This window comes from Sinorhizobium garamanticum, from assembly GCF_029892065.1.
Classification (GTDB): domain Bacteria; phylum Pseudomonadota; class Alphaproteobacteria; order Rhizobiales; family Rhizobiaceae; genus Sinorhizobium; species Sinorhizobium garamanticum.
Genome location: NZ_CP120374.1, coordinates 1 through 14,505, shown reverse-complemented (window position 1 = coordinate 14,505; position 14,505 = coordinate 1). Strand labels below are relative to the sequence as shown.

General features: G+C 63.7%; 12 protein-coding genes and 1 pseudogene. 9 read left to right on the top strand and 4 right to left on the bottom strand.

Features of this window, described 5'->3' with window-relative positions:
* Window positions 1–2 precede the first annotated feature (2 nt).
* The 4 genes from phnE to phnN all read left to right on the top strand — a co-directional run bounded on the left by phnE (window position 3) and on the right by phnN (window position 4,143).
* Window positions 3–1,517, top strand: coding sequence for a phosphonate ABC transporter, permease protein PhnE (phnE, locus tag PZN02_RS20040; RefSeq protein WP_280662430.1), 1,515 nt, complete (start codon window positions 3–5; stop codon window positions 1,515–1,517).
* A 193-nt stretch (window positions 1,518–1,710) separates the two neighbouring features.
* The gene (locus PZN02_RS20035) at window positions 1,711–2,418 is read left to right on the top strand and encodes a DUF1045 domain-containing protein (RefSeq protein WP_280662429.1); all 708 of its coding nucleotides are present in this window, start codon (window positions 1,711–1,713) and stop codon (window positions 2,416–2,418) included.
* Between the two features lies 1 nt (window position 2,419).
* The gene (locus tag PZN02_RS20030; RefSeq protein WP_280662428.1) at window positions 2,420–3,559 is read left to right on the top strand and encodes an alpha-D-ribose 1-methylphosphonate 5-triphosphate diphosphatase; all 1,140 of its coding nucleotides are present in this window, start codon (window positions 2,420–2,422) and stop codon (window positions 3,557–3,559) included.
* Window positions 3,556–4,143, top strand: a complete 588-nt coding sequence (gene phnN, locus PZN02_RS20025; protein WP_280662427.1) for a phosphonate metabolism protein/1,5-bisphosphokinase (PRPP-forming) PhnN — start codon at window positions 3,556–3,558, stop codon at window positions 4,141–4,143. Before PZN02_RS20030 ends, phnN begins: the two co-directional genes overlap by 4 nt.
* Window positions 4,144–4,392: 249 nt before the next feature.
* Here phnN and PZN02_RS20020 read toward each other — a convergent pair.
* A pseudogene (locus PZN02_RS20020) lies at window positions 4,393–4,752 on the bottom strand (ArsR/SmtB family transcription factor); the annotation flags it as partial.
* Between the two features lie 134 nt (window positions 4,753–4,886).
* Between PZN02_RS20020 and PZN02_RS20015 the strand changes: the two are divergent.
* The 5 genes from PZN02_RS20015 (at window position 4,887) to hutU (ending at window position 11,883) form a co-directional block, all read left to right on the top strand.
* Entirely contained in the window at window positions 4,887–6,071 is a 1,185-nt protein-coding gene (locus tag PZN02_RS20015; RefSeq protein ID WP_280662426.1) for an MFS transporter, read from the top strand.
* Between the two features lie 539 nt (window positions 6,072–6,610).
* Window positions 6,611–7,858: an imidazolonepropionase gene (gene hutI, locus PZN02_RS20010; protein WP_280662425.1), complete on the top strand. Its 1,248-nt coding sequence runs from the start codon at window positions 6,611–6,613 to the stop codon at window positions 7,856–7,858.
* The gene (hutH, locus tag PZN02_RS20005; RefSeq protein ID WP_280662424.1) at window positions 7,855–9,390 is read left to right on the top strand and encodes a histidine ammonia-lyase; all 1,536 of its coding nucleotides are present in this window, start codon (window positions 7,855–7,857) and stop codon (window positions 9,388–9,390) included. The genes hutI and hutH overlap by 4 nt, the downstream gene beginning before the upstream one ends.
* Before the next feature lies 1 nt (window position 9,391).
* Complete coding sequence (gene hutG, locus PZN02_RS20000) at window positions 9,392–10,207, top strand: N-formylglutamate deformylase (protein ID WP_280662423.1); 816 nt, start codon at window positions 9,392–9,394, stop codon at window positions 10,205–10,207.
* 2 nt (window positions 10,208–10,209) lie between these two features.
* Window positions 10,210–11,883 carry a urocanate hydratase gene (gene hutU / locus PZN02_RS19995; protein WP_280663315.1) on the top strand — a complete coding sequence of 558 codons (1,674 nt, stop codon included), beginning with the start codon at window positions 10,210–10,212 and terminating at the stop codon, window positions 11,881–11,883.
* A 134-nt stretch (window positions 11,884–12,017) separates the two neighbouring features.
* On the opposite strand, the gene PZN02_RS19990 is transcribed toward hutU, so the two are convergent.
* The 3 genes from PZN02_RS19990 to groL all read right to left on the bottom strand — a co-directional run bounded on the left by PZN02_RS19990 (window position 12,018) and on the right by groL (window position 14,505).
* Window positions 12,018–12,263, bottom strand: a complete 246-nt coding sequence (locus PZN02_RS19990; protein ID WP_280663314.1) for a DUF982 domain-containing protein — start codon at window positions 12,261–12,263, stop codon at window positions 12,018–12,020.
* Between the two features lie 20 nt (window positions 12,264–12,283).
* Window positions 12,284–12,604, bottom strand: a complete 321-nt coding sequence (locus PZN02_RS19985; protein ID WP_280662422.1) for a DUF982 domain-containing protein — start codon at window positions 12,602–12,604, stop codon at window positions 12,284–12,286.
* Window positions 12,605–12,876: 272 nt separating this feature from the next.
* A complete protein-coding gene (gene groL / locus PZN02_RS19980) occupies window positions 12,877–14,505 on the bottom strand; it encodes a chaperonin GroEL (protein ID WP_280662421.1) in 1,629 nt (542 codons plus the stop codon).

Sequence of the window (14,505 nt, the reverse complement as noted above, 5' to 3'; positions counted from 1 at the left end):
CCATGACCGCCTCGACCAAGCCGAGCCTCCTTGAAATGGAAGCAATCGCTGCGCGCCATCCGCACCTCCTGCAATCCTCCTCAAGAAAGAGGCTGAAAGCGGCACTGATCGGCATCGGCGTGCTGCTCTACATGGTCTTCAGCTGGTGGTTCTTTTCGATCGGCCATGTGCTTGCCAACGCCAATTGGGGCATCGCCGGCACCTATCTCGCCGACTGGGTCTCCTATGAGGTCCGGCCGGAGATTGCGATCGCGGCCGATGGTACAATGGCCGTCTCCTATGCACGCAATTCGCCGCTCGGCCCCAATCCCAGGCCCGATTGGGTCACGCTCGAGAAGAAGACCGTAACCCGAACGATAGAGGCGCCAGCCCCTGCTCAGGCGCCGAAGCCGAAGGCAAGTTCATCCTTCAATTTCATGGCGCCGAACGCCGCACTCGGTGGTGCCCAGGCGGCTCAAGCACAGAACCGCGTCGAGACGCGCAATGAAGAAGTCGTTGTTCGCGCGCTGATCACCTACGATCGCTCGACGAATATCGAAATCGCCGACGGCTTGGTAAAAGCGACGCACGGCGGCGAGACGCTGACGATGACCGTCGACGGCGCCGAGACGGTAACGCCGCAAGGCCCCCTGCCCCGCTGGGCCACGCAGAAGCGGCCGGGAGAAAAGGTCACGCTCTCCTTCGGCCTCACCGGCTGGGCCGAGGTCGAAGGCGACGAAGTCTCGATCCGCAATCGTTTCTTCGGCTGGGCGAACTTCCTCTTCGACACGAACTCGCCGTTCTTCGGCAAGCCCTACGGCGAAGTGGTATCGCTGATTATCTCCGGCGAGCGGATCGATCCGGCACGCTCCAACCTTTCGCTTGCCTGGAATAACATTCTCTACAATGCGGAGTGGCAGCATCTCGACGTCTGGACCAAGCTGTTGCAGACGGTTGTCATGGCGTTCGTCGGCACCCTCTTCGCATCGCTGATCGCCTTTCCGCTCTGCTTTCTCGCCGCGCGCAACATCACACCGAACCTTTTCGCCAACCAGCTCGCCAAGCGCTTCTTCGATTTCCTGCGGTCGGTGGACATGTTCATCTGGGCGCTGTTCTTCACGCGCGCCTTTGGCCCCGGGCCGCTTGCCGGCATGTCGGCGATCTTCTTCACCGACACCGGCACACTCGGCAAGCTCTATTCCGAAGCGCTCGAAAACATTGACGACAAGCAGCGCGAAGGCGTGAAATCCGTCGGCGCGACGCCGATCGCGGTACAGCGCTTCGGCGTGCTGCCGCAGGTCCTGCCGGTCTTTGCCAGCCAGGCGCTCTACTTCTGGGAATCGAACACCCGATCGGCGACGATCATCGGCGCCGTCGGTGCCGGCGGCATCGGACTCAAATTGTGGGAGGCGATGCGCACCAACTCCGATTGGGAAAATGTCGCCTATATGGTGCTTTTGATCTTGATGGTTGTCTTCATTTTCGACAGCATCTCAAACGCGTGCCGCTCGCGGCTGATGGGGCGCGGGGCGCATTAGGTCATGAATGTGAATTGGAGCGGGATGCGGGCGGAAAACCGCGCACACTTCTCCTCATCCCGCTCCGACCCGAATTGCGTTTCGCACCGAAGTCATCATGATGTTGTCATGCAAATCGGCTAGCTGCGCATCGCACCCCCCGCGAACATCGACCCGCCGGACGGCGGGCCGGTCGATACAGAAAGTGAGACCCGTGCGTTATGCAATCTACTTCGCGCCGCCGGCCGATGACCGGCTGACGCAGACCGCAGCCCGTTGGCTTGGCCGCGACGCCTTTGTCGATGGAGCACTGAGCTGGACGGAAGTCCCGGCGCTTGGGCGCGAAAATCAGATGGTGTTGACGGCAGATCCGCGCCGATACGGCTTTCACGGTACGCTGAAGGCGCCGTTCGAACTCGCGGAAGGCAAGAGTGAAGCGGATCTGCTGGCGGCCTTCGACGAGTTTGCGGCGGAGATCGAGGCGTTCGACGTGCCGCAGATCGTGTTGCACCAGATCGGCCCCTTTTTCGCACTTGTCCCGGCCGAAGACTGCGCTCCTCTTCGCAACCTGGCGGAACAGGCCGTACGCCGTTTCGAGCCCTTCCGGGCGCCGCTGACCGACGCCGATATCGCTCGCCGCACTCCGGAGAAGCTTGCGCCGCGGCAGCGCGAATATCTTACAACGTGGGGTTACCCTTACGTCTTTGAGGAATTTCTCTTCCACCTGACGCTGACGGGGCCGGTGCCGAAGGAGACGCAAACAGTGATGCGCGAGACGCTGACCGTCGCATTCGAGGCGTTCATTGGCAAGCCGCTCGAGGTTTCGACCATTGCACTTTTCGTCGAGCCTCATCGCGGCGCGCCGTTCACCGTCCATTCCCTGCTGCCGCTTGGCGGCGCATCCCAACGAAAGATCGCATGAGATGAGCAAAGAACAGGTTTTGAGCAACGCCCGCATCGTTCTGGAGGACAGGATCGTCAACGGTTCCGTCCTCATCCGCGACGGCCGGATTGCCGATATTTCGGAAGGGGCAAGCAGCACGGGCGAAGATTTCGAAGGCGACTACCTGCTGCCCGGCCTGATCGAACTTCACACCGATCACCTGGAGGCGCATTACTCGCCGCGCCCGGGCGTGCGCTGGCTGAAGATCGCGGCGATCCAGGCCCACGACGCCCAGGTCGTCACCTCCGGCATTACCACGGTCTTCGACTGTCTGCGTCTGGGTTCGGACGAGGACGGCGGCTTCCAGAAGGGCGAGATGCGAAGCATGGCCGACGCCTTGGCACAGGCCAAGGAGGAGGGGCGCCTGCGCGCCGACCACCTCATCCACCTGCGTTGCGAAGTTTCGACCTCCGACGTCCTCGATCATTACGAGGATTTTCAAGGCGACCCGCAAGTTCGACTCGTCTCGCTGATGGACCATGCGCCGGGACAGCGCCAGTTCCAGACGATGGATCAGTATACGCTCTACTACAAGACGAAGCGCGGCCTTTCGGACGAGGCTTTCGCCGAGTTCGTCGAGCGTCAGCAGGCGCTTTCCGCCCGGTACGCCACACCTCATCGCACGGCGCTGGCAAAGGCCTGCGCTACGCGCGGCATCACCATCGCAAGCCATGACGACGCGACGGTCGAGCATGTCGAGGAATCGATCGGCTACGGCATCCGTCTGGCGGAATTCCCGACGAGCTTCGAGGCGGCGGAAGCCTCGCATCGCGCCGGATTGAGCGTTCTGATGGGCGCGCCGAATATCGTGCGCGGCAAGTCCCATTCCGGCAACATCGCCGCCCGCGACCTCGCCGAGCGCGGCGTGCTCGACGTGCTTTCGTCCGATTATGTCCCCTTCAGCCTCATCCATGCGCCCTTCATTCTGGCTGATGAGGTCGAGGCGATCGGCCTTCCGCAGGCGATCGCCATGGTTACGGCGACGCCGGCGCGCACCGTCGGTCTCGCCGATCGCGGCCGGATCGCCGTCGGGCTGCGCGCCGATATCGCGCGCGTCCACCGCCCGCAGGGAATTCCAGTTGTTCGCTCCGTCTGGCGCGAAGGACGGCGTGTCGCATGACCGCGGTCGGACAGGGGCGTGGAGCGCTCATCGTCGTCGTCGGCCCAAGCGGGGCAGGCAAGGACAGCGTCATGGGCTTCGCCGCACGCCATTTCGCGCATCGTCCGGATATCCTCTTCGTGCGGCGCGTGATCACGCGTCCGTCGGATGCCGGTAGTGAAGTGCATGAAAGCGTCTCGACCGCGGAGTTCGACGACATGAAGCGAAGCGGTGCCTTCGCGGTTTCGTGGCAGGCGCATGGTTTGAGCTACGGCATTCCGAGCGAGATCGCCGGCAAGGTCGCGAGCGGCATGACAGCGATCGTCAACGGCAGCCGCGCCGCTCTCCCGGCCATTCGCGCGGCCTTCGGCACCATCGCCGTCGCGCTCGTGACCGCGGACCCGCCGGTGCTGGCGAAGCGCTTGGCCGAACGGGGGCGCGAGAGCGAGGAGGACGTGTTGCGCCGACTCACGCGGCAGACGCCCGAGATCGTCGCCGGACCCGATGTGACGGTGATCGACAATAGCGGCCGGCTTGAGATCGCCGGAAATCGTTTTGTCGCACTCGTCGAGCGGCATTGCGCGGCGTTGCATCATCCGGCCTGAGCAAGAACGAAGGATCGCGAACGTCGCGACGCCGGCCCCAATAGTCCTGGGCTTTTTCGTGCAGCGCCCGTAGGCAGGCAACAGACCTTGCCCACAGACAGCCTACCGCATGATTCCTCAAATCGGATTCGATTTGAGGAATCATGCAGTAATTCAACGTGCTGCAGCGATCTTTGCGCGTCTCAAAAGACGGGCGGCGCTGTCGTCGAGACCACGATCGGTTCCCCGGCGAACATGGCTATTGTCGACGCCTTGCGCCAGTGCCTCCTCCGCCGCGTCCTCGATCGTCTTCACCATCGGCATGTCCACGGCGGCGGCGACGATGGAATCAAGAAGGCCCGGGAAACGACTGTCGAGATCGTCCCTGCGCAGCGTGATCAGCCGGCTGGTGCCAGAGACCTCGGTGCGAGTGATGCCCGCTTCGCGCAGCTTGGCCAGATGGTAGCTGATATTGGTCTTGGAACCGAAATCCGTGAAGTTCAGGCACATAGTCGGCCGGCCCTCGCGGCGGGCGAGATAGCCCACAATCGCCAGGCGAGTCGGGTCGCCCAAGGCGGCGAGAACGTTGGACAGGGTGATCTGATCGGCGGTGGGATGTGGTAGGGTCATGGTAGTTGTGCGGGGCATCCAGTTAAATATGCCACGTCCGCCGCCTTAAAAGGACCGGCAAACGTTCCGTATGTTGACATGGCCACCGGTAAAGTTCAATAGTTCAATATATTTTGAACAAAGGGCACCCATATATGGACAAGCGCCTTATCTGGCTCGCTGTCGGCTCCTTCACGATGAGCACAGTCGGCTTCGTTTTTTCGAGCCTTCTGCCATCGATCGCGGCCGACACACACACGACCATCCCGCATGCGGGGCACCTGATCACTGTGTTCTCGCTTTCCTACGCCATCGGCGCGCCGCTGCTTTCCGCGCTAGCCGGAGCGGCTGACAGGCGGCGGCTGCTTGTGGCTGCGATGCTTGCCTTCGTGGCGGGCAACTGGATTGCTGCGACAAGTGTCTCGTTCACCACACTGCTGCTTGCCCAAATCGTGATGGGAATGGCGAGTGGACTGTTTGCTGCCACCGCCCAGGCGACGGCGGTTTCGCTGGCCGGCCCGGAGCATCGCGCGCTGGCAATCTCGATCGTCGTGGGCGGTACCACCTTCGCAGTGGCGCTGGGTGCCCCTCTCGGCGCGCTGATCGCCGCCTTCTGGGGCTGGCGTGGCACGTTCTGGGCGGTCGCCTTGCTCGGGCTCGCCTGCGCCACAGTGTTGTGGCTGCGTCTGCCGCGGGGCCTCAGCGGAACGAAGCTGACGCTTTCCGAACGCTTCAGCGCCATCGGCCTCCCGGGCGTGGCCTCGTCGCTGATGGTGACCTTTCTCTATCTTGCCGGCGCCTTCGTGATCATCTCCTATCTCGCGCCGCTGGCGATCGACGGAGCGGGGCTTTCGAAAATGGCGCTGCCAGGCCTGCTACTTGCTTTCGGCGTGGGCGCGGTGATCGGCAACCTTTCCAGCGGCTTTTTGGCCGACCGGGTCGGCGCGACGCGCGTGGTGGTGCTTTCGCTGATGTCGGCGCTGGTGGTGTCGCTGGTAATTGCCCTCGGGCTCAACCTCCTGCCGCGCGACCTCGCCGGCCTGCTGCTGATCGGCATCATGGTGCCGTGGGGCATCATCGGCTGGGCGTTCCCGCCGGCCCAGGCGAGCCGCCTCGTCGGCTTCGCGCCGGAGATGGCGCATCTGACACTGTCGCTCAACGCCTCGGCTATCTATCTCGGCATCGCCAGTGGCACCGCGATCGGTGGGCGGGTGCTGGAAAACACGGCCGCAGCCAACCTCGGCTTCTTCGCGGCACTGTTTCCGGTGGCAGCACTCGCCGCCCTCTACGTGGGCCTGCGCTCCTACCGGCGGCGCTTCGCGGCCACCCTGGCGGAATAGTTCAACCTCAAATGAAGCCGGCGCGTGGCACAAAGAGCCCATCCGCGCCGGCCAACGCAACGCAGGCGCGGACGCCAAACTCGGTGGGATCGCTGAGCGGGATCTGATTTCGCCGATCGCAAACCCTGCCGATTGAACCGGCCAAACCGCACTCACGCCAAGCACTTCGACGCTCTCCGCCTCCGATCGATCCCAATCCGGAGGGCGTGCTGGCTGACCGCGACTGTGCTGCACAATCTGCCTCCTGCACCGTGGACATGTTCAAACAAACGGTGCGCGGACGCGGTCGCCAAGGTCGCCGCTCGACGGCACAACCCCGCCGAGCGTCAGCATGTATCGCCCCGCTGCCGGCGACAACCATCCCCCCAACTGACGGCCCAAATCTCAGACGCCTGCGGCCGGGACCTTCCATGTCGCAAGATCACCCTATGTTCTCTGGCATCAGACCGATCCGGGACCTCGTGCCGTGACGTCGTGAATTTACACTTGTCATTGGCTATATTATGTATATACATTATCGCAACAGAAGGGCGGTAACTATGGACGGAAACAGGAGCGCGAGTTCAGGCAAGACCAGCCTCTGGCGCAACGCGCGCCTTGCGACGCTTCGCGAGGATATGGGCCCGCTCGGCATCATCGAGAACGGCGCCGTGGCCACACGCGGCGACCGGATCATATATGCCGGCTCCGAGAATGACCTGCCCGCGGACCTCTCCCGGGCCGATCAAGTCTTCAATTGCGAAGGCCGCTGGATGACGCCGGCGCTCATCGACTGCCACACCCATATCGTCCATGGCGGCAACCGCGCGCGTGAATTCCAGCTGCGGCTCGAAGGTGCCACTTACGAGGAGATCGCGCGCGCCGGCGGTGGCATTGCCTCGACGGTGAAGGCGACCAATGCCCTGTCGGTCGAGGAACTGGTGCGAGCAGCACTTCCGAGGCTCGACACGCTGCTTGGCGAGGGAGTCGCAACGGTCGAGGTGAAGTCCGGCTATGGCCTGAACATCGAGGCCGAGCTGAAGATGCTGCGAGCCGCGCGCCGGCTGCAGGAGTTGCGCCCCGTGCGCATCGTGACGAGCTATCTCGCCGCGCACGCGACACCTCCCGAATATAAGGGGCGCAACGGCGACTATATCGCCGATGTCGTGCTGCCGGGCCTGGAAAGCGCCCACGCCGAGGGCCTGGTCGACGCAGTCGACGGCTTCTGCGAAGGCATCGCCTTCTCTCCCGCCGAGATCGGCCGTGTCTTCGATGCCGCGAAGGCGCTCGGCCTGTCGGTCAAGCTCCACGCGGAGCAGCTTTCGGATCTTGGCGGCGCCAAGCTCGCGGCCTCCTATGGCGCGCTTTCGGCCGACCATCTCGAATATCTCGACGCGGAAGGCGCAGCGGCACTGGCAAAGGCCGGAACCGTCGCCGTGCTTCTGCCCGGTGCATTCTATACGCTTCGGGAAAGGCAACTGCCGCCGGTCGAAGCGCTGCGCGCTGCCGGCACGCGCATCGCCATTGCGACGGACTGCAATCCGGGCACCTCGCCGCTGACGTCGGTGCTTCTGACCATGAACATGTCGGCGACGCTCTTCCGGCTGACCGTCGGCGAATGCCTGGCGGGCGTCACGCGCGAGGCCGCACGCGCGCTCGGAATCCTCGACAAGACCGGCACGATCGAGGTCGGCAAATTCGCGGACCTCGCGATTTGGAACATCGATGAGCCTGCCGAACTTATCTACCGGATAGGCTTCAATCCGCTGCATCAGCGCATCTTTGGAGGCGAAAGAATCGGCCAATGACTATCGTACTTAAGCCAGGCTCCGTTCCGCTCAAGGATCTGGAGACGATCTACTGGACCCGGGAACCGGCCCGCCTCGATCCCACCTTCGACGCCGCCATTGCAAAAAGCGCCGCTCGCATCGCCGAAATCGCTGCCGGCAATGCCCCGGTTTACGGCATCAACACCGGCTTCGGCAAACTTGCCTCGATCAAGATCGACAGCGCCGACGTGACGACGCTGCAGCGCAACCTCATCCTGTCGCATTGCTGCGGCGTGGGTGCGCCTCTGCCGGAAAACATCGTCCGGCTGATCATGGCGCTGAAGCTCGTCTCGCTCGGCCGCGGCGCTTCGGGCGTTCGCCTCGAACTCGTCCGCCTGATCGAGGCGATGCAGGAACGGGGCGTGATCCCGCTGATCCCGGAAAAGGGTTCGGTCGGCGCATCGGGCGACCTTGCGCCGCTTGCGCACATGGCGGCCGTGATGATGGGCCACGGAGAAGCGTTCTTCGATGGTGCGCGCATGCCGGGCGGAGCCGCGCTTGAAAAGGCCGGACTTTCGCCCGTGACACTCGCCGCGAAGGAAGGCCTCGCCCTGATCAACGGCACGCAGGCGTCCAGCGCCCTGGCGCTCGCCGGCCTCTTCCGTGCCCATCGCGCCGCGCAGGCGGCGCTCATCACCGGGGCGCTTTCGACCGATGCCGCAATGGGATCGTCCGCACCCTTCCATCCCGACATCCACACGCTGCGCGGCCATCGGGGCCAGATCGACACCGCGGCCGCCCTTCGCCAATTGCTCGAGGGATCCGTGATCCGGCAGAGCCATATCGAGGGCGACGAACGGGTGCAGGATCCCTACTGCATCCGCTGTCAGCCGCAAGTCGACGGCGCCTGCCTCGACCTCCTGCGCTCCGTCGCCGCATCGCTCACGATCGAGGCCAACGCCGTCACCGACAATCCGCTGGTGCTATCGGATAACTCCGTCGTCTCGGGCGGCAATTTCCACGCCGAACCGGTGGCCTTCGCTGCCGACCAGATCGCGCTTGCGGTTTGCGAAATCGGCGCGATCGCGCAGCGCCGCATCGCGCTTCTTGTCGATCCCGCGCTCAGCTATGGCCTGCCGGCGTTCCTGGCCAAGAAGCCAGGGCTCAACTCGGGCCTGATGATCGCCGAAGTCACCTCCGCCGCGCTGATGTCGGAAAACAAGCAACTCGCGCATCCGGCTTCTGTCGACTCGACGCCGACATCGGCCAATCAGGAAGACCACGTGTCGATGGCCTGCCACGGAGCGCGCCGCCTGCTGCAGATGACCGACAACCTGTTCTCGATCATCGGCATCGAGGCCCTGACAGCCGTCCAGGGCGTCGAGTTCCGGGCGCCGCTGACGACGAGCGCGGAACTGTCGAAGGCAGTGGCTGCCGTACGCAGTGTGTCGCCGACGATCGAAGAGGACCGCTACATGGCCGACGATCTGAAGGCGGCTGGCGAGCTCATCGCGTCCGGCGCGCTCAACGCCGCCGTCTCCGATGGCATCCTTCCGAAGCTGGGTCTCTGACATGGCCGTTTTCGAAGTCCGTCGGGGCACCTCGCCCGTCATCCTTGGCTTTCCCCACACGGGCACCGACGTGCCCGCACCGATCTGGGAGCGGTTGAACGACAACGGTCGCATCCTCGCCGACACGGACTGGCACATCCACGAGCTCTACGAAGGACTTCTGCCGGAAGCCACGACCGTGCGCGCGACCTTCCACCGCTACGTCATCGACGCCAACCGCGACCCGGAAGGCGTGAGCCTCTATCCCGGCCAGAACACCACCGGCCTCGTGCCGGAAACCGATTTCGATGGCGTGTCGATCTGGAAGGAGGATCAGGCACCGACGGAGACCGACATTGCGACAAGGCTTCGCGATTTCCATGCTCCTTATCACGCGGCACTCGCCGCCGAGATCGAGCGCGTCAAGGCGATCCATGGCGTGGCGGTGCTCTACGACTGCCACTCGATCCGCTCGCACATTCCCTTCCTCTTCGAAGGCAAGCTGCCCGACTTCAATATCGGCACGGATATGGGCAAGACCTGCGGCGCCGAAATAGAAACGGCAACGACAGATATCGCCGCTTCGGCAGAGGGTTACAACAGCATCTTGAACGGCCGCTTCAAGGGCGGCTGGACCACCCGTCACTATGGCCGGCCCGAAACGGGTGTCCACGCGATCCAGATGGAACTTGCGCAGTCCACACACCTGGCGACCGAAGCGTCGCCGTTCTCGCTGGATTCCGCGAAGGCCGAACGCCTCCGCACCCATCTCAAGGCCATCCTGAAACGCATCGAAACAACGGCATTCGCCCTCAAACTGACAGGGAGTGAGGCATGAACGTGAATAATCCGCGCCATAATATCCGCGAGGTGCGCAGCCCGCGTGGTATCGAGATCAGCGCCAAGAGCTGGCTGACCGAAGCGCCGCTGCGCATGCTGATGAACAATCTCGACCCAGAGGTCGCCGAGAACCCGCACGAACTCGTCGTCTATGGCGGCATCGGCCGCGCCGCCCGCACCTGGGCGGACTTCGACCGGATCGTCGCAACGCTCAAGGATCTCAACGAGGACGAAACGCTGCTCGTCCAGTCCGGCAAGCCGGTCGGCGTCTTCCGCACCCACAAGGATGCGCCGCGCGTGCTGATCGCCAATTCCAACCTCGTGCCGCACTGGGCGACCTGGGACCATTTCAACGAGCTGGATAAGAAGGGTCTCGCCATGTACGGCCAGATGACCGCCGGCTCGTGGATCTATATCGGCTCGCAGGGCATCGTGCAGGGGACCTACGAGACCTTCGTCGAGGCCGGTCGCCAGCATTATGGCGGCAACCTCAAGGGCAAGTGGGTGCTGACCGGCGGCCTCGGCGGCATGGGCGGCGCACAGCCGCTTGCCGCGGTCATGGCCGGCGTCTGCTGCCTTGCCGTCGAATGCAATCCGGACTCGATCGATTTCCGCCTGCGCACCCGCTATCTCGACGCCAAGGCCGAGACGCTGGACGAAGCGATGGAGATGATCGATCGCTGGACCAAGGCGGGCGAAGCGAAATCCGTCGGCCTGCTCGGCAACACGGCGGAAATCCTCCCCGAAATGGTTCGCCGCGGCATTCGGCCCGACCTGGTCACCGACCAGACCTCCGCCCACGATCCGGTCAACGGCTACCTGCCGAAGGGCTGGACGATGGGCCAGTGGAAGGAAAAACGCGTCAGCGACCCGAAGGCCGTCGAAAAGGCAGCACGCGCATCGATGCGCGAGCACGTCGAGGCGATGATCGCCTTCCAGAAGATGGGCGTCCCCACCTTCGACTACGGCAACAACATCCGCCAGATCGCCAAGGACGAGGGTCTTGAAAACGCCTTTGCCTTCCCGGGCTTCGTGCCGGCCTATATTCGCCCGCTGTTCTGCCGCGGCATCGGCCCGTTCCGCTGGGCGGCGCTGTCGGGCGACCCGGAGGACATCCGCAAGACCGACGCCAAGGTGAAGGAACTGCTGCCGGACAACAAGCACCTGCACAACTGGCTGGACATGGCCAAGGAACGCATCGCCTACCAGGGCCTGCCGGCGCGCATATGCTGGGTCGGCCTCGGCGACCGTCACCGCCTCGGCCTTGCCTTCAACGAAATGGTTCGCAAGGGCGAACTCAGCGCTCCGATCGTCATCGGCCGCGACCACCTCGATTCCGGCTCCGTCGCTTCGCCGAACCGCGAGACGGAAGCGATGAAGGACGGTTCCGATGCCGTTTCGGACTGGCCGCTCCTGAATGCGCTGCTGAACACGGCTTCCGGCGCGACCTGGGTCTCACTCCACCACGGCGGCGGCGTCGGCATGGGCTTCTCGCAGCATTCGGGCGTCGTGATCTGCTGCGACGGCAGCGAGGACGCCGACCGGCGGATCGAGCGCGTATTGTGGAACGACCCAGCAACCGGCGTCATGCGCCATGCCGATGCCGGCTACGACATTGCCATCGACTGCGCCAAGGAGAAGGGCCTGCGCCTGCCCGGCATTCTCGGGAACTGACGAAAGACGCGGGAGGCCGCCATTGCGGCCTCCCGCAGTTCCTTCACTGCGACATGCCCCCCGCGGACGCCGTCGAGGAACAACAGCAAAGCGCCGCCCCGCCACCCCCGCAGTGCGCCAATGAGCGCGGCACTTTAGCGGGAGCGTAGCAGCCCGGCGCGTCGTGCCGCCTTCACGAATGCCCTTCTTGCTTCTTGCGGCCGTCTCCAGCCGTCCAAGGCGTTGCGGCAGACCCGACAGGCTGCGCGATAGGCTCGCCCTCGCGCGCCTTCGGGCCACTGGGCAAGGCACTCCAGCGCTTCCCAGGAATTGGCGATAACTCGCTCCTCGGCGGTGGCCAGGCGTAATCTCACCGGAACGGGAAATCGAATATCGTTCATCACCTGCTCGGTCCTACGGATCAGATCGATTTGCTGCCTCCAGCTTGCGAACGAGCATCAAGCGCGCCGGCTCTACTAGCGGCGACGATCGCCTCGGTATCGGGTGCGAGGAGATTGGCCCGTCGCGCGAAGGCGACAAACGTCCCGCGAGCGGTCTCGACATCAATCTCGCCCGCAAATGCTGCTCTGCAGGCCTTGAGCGCGATGGCATGCGTTGGATTTCGTTTCGATGGCGGCCACTCATTCAGCCAGGCATAGGCCTCTCTCACGCCGTGGATCTCAGCCGGAAACCCGAGCCCCACAAGGATTGTGACTGGATGTCGAAAGCAATCGTGTTCCATCGTTCTCCTCCATTCACGCGACATCAAAAAGAATTGCGGATTGCGATGTGCCGAGCAGCCATCATGCCCTCGCCTCCTCCTCGGCGCGGGTGACGGCCCTCGGGTCCGGCCTCATCGGAGCCACGTTTTGGGTCCGGAGCCACGTTTTTGGCTCCTGCCACCTGCACCAGTCCAACGTTCAAACGCTGCCCCCAATTCCGGCGCAACCCATGTTTTGGTTCACAGATCCACCGACGGTCCGCGCCCGCCGCGGGCGCGGACCGTCGGTTCCGTCAGAAGTCCATGCCGCCTCCCGGCATCGGCGGCACGGGCGCCTCCTTCTTCGGCTTCTCGGCAACCATTGCCTCGGTGGTAATCAGCAGGCCGGCGACCGAGGCAGCGTCCTGCAACGCAGTGCGAACGACCTTCACCGGGTCAATTACGCCCTGATCGTAAAGATCACCGAACTCGTTGGTCTGGGCGTTCCAGCCATAGCCAAATTCGGTCTTCTCGCGCAGCTTGCCGACGATGATCGAGCCCTCAGCACCCGCGTTCTCGGCGATCTGGCGCACCGGCGCCTCGATTGCACGGCGGACGATCTCAATGCCGTGTTTCTGGTCGGCATTCTCGGTCTGGATGCTGTCAAGTGCCTTGACGGCTCTCAGCAAGGCGACACCGCCGCCGGGCAGCACGCCTTCTTCGACCGCCGCCCGCGTGGCATGCATGGCGTCGTCGACGCGGTCCTTGCGTTCCTTCACCTCGACCTCGGTCGAGCCGCCGACGCGGATGACGGCAACGCCGCCGGCAAGCTTGGCCAGCCGCTCCTGCAGCTTCTCGCGATCGTAGTCCGACGTGGTTTCCGCGATCTGCGCCTTGATCTGGGCGACGCGGCCCTGAATCTCGCTCTTCGAGCCCGCGCCGTCGACGATGGTTGTGTTTTCCTTCTCGATGACGACGTTCTTGGCGCGGCCAAGCATATTGAGCGTCACATTCTCGAGCTTGATGCCGAGATCTTCAGAGATTGCGGTTCCGCCCGTGAGGATCGCTATATCCTCCAGCATCGCCTTGCGGCGATCGCCGAAGCCTGGGGCCTTGACAGCCGCAACCTTCAGACCGCCGCGCAGCTTGTTGACGACGAGCGTCGCCAGCGCTTCGCCTTCGACATCCTCCGCGATGATCAGAAGCGGCTTGCCCGATTGGACCACGGCTTCAAGGACCGGAAGCAGTGCCTGCAGGTTCGAGAGCTTCTTGTCGTGGATCAGGATGTAGGGTTCCTCGAGCTCAACCCGCATCTTGTCCTGGTTGGTGATGAAATACGGCGAGAGATAACCGCGGTCGAACTGCATGCCCTCGACGACTTCCAACTCTGTCACCGCCGTCTTGGCTTCCTCAACGGTGATGACGCCTTCATTACCGACCTTCTCGACCGCCTCGGCGAGGAAGCGACCAATCTCGGTGTCGCCATTGGCCGAGATCGTCCCGACCTGAGCAATCTCGTCGTTTTTGGTGACTTTACGCGCGTTTGTCTTCAATTCCTCAACGATGGCATCTACAGCCTTGTCGATGCCGCGTTTCAGGTCCATCGGGTTCATGCCCGATGCCACGGCCTTCGCACCTTCCTTGACGATCGCCTGGGCGAGAACCGTTGCCGTCGTGGTGCCATCGCCGGCGACGTCACTGGTTTTCGACGCCACTTCGCGCACCATCTGGGCGCCCATGTTTTCGAACTTGTCCTCGAGTTCGATCTCCTTGGCGACCGTGACGCCGTCCTTGGTGATCCGGGGAGCGCCGAACGATTTGTCGAGCACCACGTTGCGTCCCTTCGGGCCAAGCGTCACCTTGACGGCATTGGCGAGGACGTCGACGCCGCGCAGCATCTTCTCGCGGGCGTCGGAATGGAACCTCACTTCCTTGGCAGCCAT